The 2,934-nt window shown below is 36.9% G+C and carries 3 protein-coding genes; 1 reads left to right on the plus strand and 2 read right to left on the minus strand.

Annotated elements, in window-relative coordinates; all coding sequences use genetic code 11:
* Positions 1-259: 259 nt before the first annotated feature.
* The gene (gene tadA, locus AFK68_RS03675; RefSeq protein ID WP_094671642.1) at positions 260-730 is read right to left on the minus strand and encodes a tRNA adenosine(34) deaminase TadA; all 471 of its coding nucleotides are present in this window, start codon (positions 728-730) and stop codon (positions 260-262) included.
* Positions 731-971: 241 nt separating this feature from the next.
* Between tadA and menB the strand changes: the two genes are divergently transcribed.
* Positions 972-1,805 (plus strand): 1,4-dihydroxy-2-naphthoyl-CoA synthase, encoded by an 834-nt coding sequence (gene menB, locus AFK68_RS03680; protein WP_094671644.1) that lies wholly within the window; start codon positions 972-974, stop codon positions 1,803-1,805.
* Positions 1,806-2,395: 590 nt separating this feature from the next.
* Here the strand turns inward: menB and AFK68_RS03685 are convergent.
* Positions 2,396-2,674 carry a hypothetical protein gene (locus tag AFK68_RS03685; protein WP_094671643.1) on the minus strand — a complete coding sequence of 93 codons (279 nt, stop codon included), beginning with the start codon at positions 2,672-2,674 and terminating at the stop codon, positions 2,396-2,398.
* Between the last annotated feature and the right edge of the window lie 260 nt (positions 2,675-2,934).

Consider the following 2,934-nt stretch of genomic DNA (forward strand, 5'->3'; position numbering starts at 1 on the left):
ATATATAACTTAGTGTTTTAATTCCCCCATTAACACACACCACGCGCTTTTCCAAACATAGTGGAGTTCAACAATTAATAATAATTAATAATTAATAATTAATTATTATCAAGAACAGAATTGGCTAAAAGGATTTTTTTCTTGATTAATGAAGAGGCTTTATACCTTAATTTTTTGGTAAACTCTTGAATTTTTAGCTGATAGCTAATGGCTAGTTAATTAGGGAATTTTTAAATGGCAAAATTAATTCCTTTTCCTATTACCTAAATTGAGCAAACCAAGACTGTAATTGTTGACGACAAGCAGATTCCATTATTCCCCCCAATACAGACAAACGATGATTAGAAAAAACACTATCTGGAAAATTAGCCACTGTCCTAACTGTGCCAGTTTTCGGATCGTCCGCTCCATAAACCAATAAACCTATTCTTGCCTGCAATATTGCCCCACTACACATTGGACAAGGTTCAAGATTAACGTAAAGAGTACATTGATTTAAGTGCCAATTCCGCAAAATTAGTCCCGCTTGTCGCAAAGCCAATATTTCCGCATGAGCAGTAGGGTCAAAATCTCGCTCCCGTCGGTTTTGAGCTTCTGTAATTAACTGACCATCTGAGTTAACTATCACAGCACCCACTGGGACCTCTCCAGCATCACCAGCAATTTTGGCCAGTTCTAATACCCGACTCATCCATTTTTTATGGACTAGATAACTTGGATGGTCAATCATCTTGACATTTTCCCAACCCTACTATAACCAAGATAACAATAGGGAACCCATAGTATCATTAGTCTTATACAAAACTACACCTAAACAAGAAACCAGATTTACTGCCCTGATTATGGTTTTTCAAACTACGAAATTTCCTTGGTTAGTATCGATAACTTTGAAGGTAGTCCCTTTATAGAAAGCTAACTGGTAACTGATAACTTATAACTGATAACTGATAACTGAAATGACTAATCAACCTTTGCAAATAGAATGGCAAATTGTTAAAGACTATAACGATATTCTCTACCACAAAACTGACAGAATTGCCAAAATAACTATTAACCGTCCCCACAAACGTAATGCTTTTCGCCCTAAAACTGTATTTGAACTTTATGATGCTTTTGTTGACGCTCGTGAAGACCCAAATATTGGAGTAGTTTTGTTTACAGGTGCTGGACCTCATACAGATGGTAAATATGCTTTCTGTGCTGGTGGAGACCAAAGTGTGCGGGGTAAAGCAGGTTACGTTGATGAGGCTGGAGTGCCACGGTTGAATGTCTTGGACTTACAACGGTTAATTCGTTCCATGCCTAAAGTTGTCATTGCTTTAGTAGCTGGATATGCTATTGGTGGAGGTCATGTTTTACATATTATTTGTGACCTAACTATTGCTGCAGATAATGCAATTTTTGGTCAAACTGGTCCGAAGGTAGGTAGTTTTGATGGTGGGTTTGGGGCCAGTTATTTAGCAAGAATTGTTGGTCAGAAAAAAGCACGAGAAATTTGGTTTCTCTGTCGGCAATACACAGCCCAACAAGCTTTGGAAATGGGTTTAGTTAATTGTGTTGTACCAGTTGAGGAATTAGAAACAGAAGGCGTTAAGTGGGCACTTGAAATTTTGGAAAAAAGCCCGATTGCCATTCGTTGTCTCAAAGCAGCTTTTAATGCCGATTGTGATGGACAAGCTGGACTACAAGAATTAGCGGGTAATGCTACCCTTCTTTATTACATGACGGAGGAAGGAGCTGAAGGTAAAAAGGCGTTCCTAGAAAAACGGCCTCCAGATTTTAGTAGATATCCTTGGCTACCTTGACATCCTCTCCCGGATCAAGGCACTGAGATTCCTACCTAGCCCTAATCCTTCAGTGGATTATAGCAGTTTTCACAAAGGAAGAACGAAGAAGTAATGCAAGTCATGAAGTGAAAACTGCTATATATAAATAAACAGCATGAGTATACTTGGGATGTTGTTTCCCAACAGCTAATTAGTCTTAGATCGAGACGGAATTTTTCTACCACTCATAACCAGAGGAAACAGTTTATTTGCACTTTGGTTATCCTCTCCTGTTATAATTTGTTATTGAACGGAATAGGATAACAGCTATTTTTCAGATGTATGGCTGAAACCTATAAACTCCAATAGGAATTTAGCAAAATTATATAGCAATTCCCAAGAAGCGTGAGGTACAAAATTCCTTGGTTTTAGGGAGTAGGGAGTAGGGAGTAGGGAGTAGGGAGCAGGGAAGATAGCGAAATGGGGAGTAGGGTAGGAGAAAAACAACTGTACCTCAAAAAAAGTGAGAAACGCTATATATAAATTCAACAATGCCGTAAATTCTAGGGATGATAAATCTAAAGAAATCAGGAAAATTAGACTAGATTTACTGACACCTTAACTTAAATTTATTGCTCATAAGAAGCAACTCTAACTGTATTACTTAGTTGACGAATATTATTAGCAGTAGGTTTTAGGGGTAAAACTACTTCCAATGTTTCATCAATTTTCTGATGCCACATAACTATACTATTCCGATTTTCTCTGTATGCTGCAAAGGGAGGTAAAGCTAATGAACAGGCCTTCCAATTACTTTCAACTGGTGTCATTAACTTTTGGCAAACACCACCACGCCTTCCCTCGGGTGAATAGTATTGGCAATGACGACAAGCTAGAGTGGTTTTCATAAAAAATTTTCCTAAAATTTATATTCACTAGACTTTAAATTATTTTTAATCCCTGGGAATTCATGGTTTTAATCGATTAAAACCATTATGACATCTAGCTTCTGAAGATCCCTATCAATTAACTAGATTTTATATTATTTTTATAATTCCGTTATAAACAGAAACATTTCGATAATAGCTGGCCATAAAAATTGTATGAATAAATACATTATTTCGGTAAAATTAATGGGGATCAAGCTAAAATGTAAGTCATGTAGAAG

It is taken from the genome of Hydrocoleum sp. CS-953 (genome assembly GCF_002260545.1).
Lineage (GTDB): Bacteria > Cyanobacteriota > Cyanobacteriia > Cyanobacteriales > Microcoleaceae > Trichodesmium.